The 1,155-nt window shown below is 61.9% G+C and carries 2 protein-coding genes; both read left to right on the top strand.

All coding sequences use genetic code 11. The annotated features are described in order from the left end of the window. On the top strand, positions 1-539 hold a 539-nt coding region (locus EOA60_RS33970; protein WP_206522118.1), incomplete at its 5' end, for a pantoate--beta-alanine ligase. Next, on the top strand, positions 536-1,155 hold a 620-nt coding region (gene panC / locus EOA60_RS33965), incomplete at its 3' end, for a pantoate--beta-alanine ligase (protein WP_128312672.1). The genes EOA60_RS33970 and panC, both read left to right, overlap by 4 nt.

Raw genomic sequence — 1,155 nt, 5'->3', positions numbered from 1 at the left:
ACCTCGACATTCCGATCACTATTGTGCCCTGTCCGACAGTCCGCGAAGCCGATGGTCTTGCGCTATCGTCGCGTAACGTGCGGCTCTCCCCAGCCCAACGCGCCATTGCCCCAAAACTAGCATCGGTTGTGGGGCTGACGCCGCAGGCGGTAAACACGTTCGGAGGCTATCGTGTGCAGGGCCGGGGAGCCGATGCAGAGCGGATCAGGCGCGACGCCAGGGCGGTAACCGAGGCGGGCGCCTTCTCCTTGGTGCTCGAAAAGATACCGGAGCAGCTTGCACGGCAGATAACCGCCGATATCGACATACCCACCATCGGCATCGGTGCCTCGCCAGCTTGCGACGGCCAGATTCTGGTGAGCGACGATATGCTCGGGCTCTTCACCTCATTTCGGCCGAAGTTCGTCAAACGCTATGCCGAGCTCGGTGAGCAGGCTGAGGCGGCAATCGCCGCTTACGCCACCGATGTGCGGAACCGGCACTTTCCGGCGGTCGAACATCTCTATGTCAACGCCTTGAAGGCCGGAGACTTCACATGAGCGTGCCGATCGCTCGAACTGTGAGCGAGCTGCGCGCCGTCGTTGCGCAATGGCGTCGCTCGGGTGCCACGATCGGTATTGTGCCGACCATGGGAGCCTTGCACGACGGGCATCTGAGCCTTGTGCGGAAGGCGCTTGAAAGGGCCGAGCGGGTGATCGTGACGCTGTTCGTAAACCCCAAGCAGTTCAACAGCCCCGCCGACCTGATTGCCTATCCTCGGACGGAAAGCGAAGATGCTGCCAAGCTCGCGCCGCTGGGCACGCATCTGCTCTATGTGCCGGACGCAGAGGAAATGTACCCGGCGGGCTTCGCCACGGTCGTTTCAGTGTCCGGCATCAGCGAATGCCTGTGCGGCGCATTCCGGCCCGGCCATTTCAATGGCGTGGCGACGGTCGTGGCCAAGCTCTTCCTGCAGGCCGGCGCTGACTTCGCCTTTTTTGGCGAAAAGGATTTTCAGCAACTTCAGCTTGTCAGGCGCTTGGTCCGGGACCTCGACATTCCGATCACTATTGTGCCCTGTCCGACAGTCCGCGAAGCCGATGGTCTTGCGCTATCGTCGCGTAACGTGCGGCTCTCCCCAGCCCAACGCGCCATTGCCCCAAAACTAGCATCGGT

The sequence above is a fragment of the Mesorhizobium sp. M1A.F.Ca.IN.020.06.1.1 genome (genome assembly GCF_004023265.1).
In the GTDB taxonomy this organism is placed as follows: domain Bacteria; phylum Pseudomonadota; class Alphaproteobacteria; order Rhizobiales; family Rhizobiaceae; genus Mesorhizobium.
Note: the sequence above shows the minus strand (reverse complement) of the source record. Positions and strands in the feature narration are given on the sequence as shown.